The sequence below is a fragment of the Chryseobacterium sp. SIMBA_029 genome (assembly GCF_046535275.1).
Taxonomy (GTDB): domain Bacteria; phylum Bacteroidota; class Bacteroidia; order Flavobacteriales; family Weeksellaceae; genus Chryseobacterium.
On sequence record NZ_JAWRXA010000203.1, the window covers coordinates 1 to 282 of the forward strand.

The window sequence follows — 282 nt, forward strand, 5'->3', positions numbered from 1 at the left end:
GGAAGCACAGCCAAGCAAGGGTACGCTGCGCGATCTGCAGCTTTACCCCAAGGACATGAACATTTATGGGGACTGGGGCAACGCCCTGGTACTCAAGCGGCGGATCGCGTGGCACGGGTATACGCCGGAACTGTTGGAATACAACGTCGGAGATGCTTTCCCGGACGACGTCGACATCATCGTCGGTGGTGGCGGCCAGGACAGTGGCCAGTTGGTGATCCAGGACGACCTCCAGACCCGGGCGGAGCAGTTGCGCAAGCTGGCCGACGACGGCGCGCCCAT

At 62.4% G+C, this 282-nt stretch carries 1 pseudogene; it reads left to right on the forward strand.

Going from position 1 to position 282, the window contains the following annotated elements:
• Positions 1 to 282, forward strand: a pseudogene (locus tag SB679_RS23830) (hypothetical protein); the annotation flags it as partial.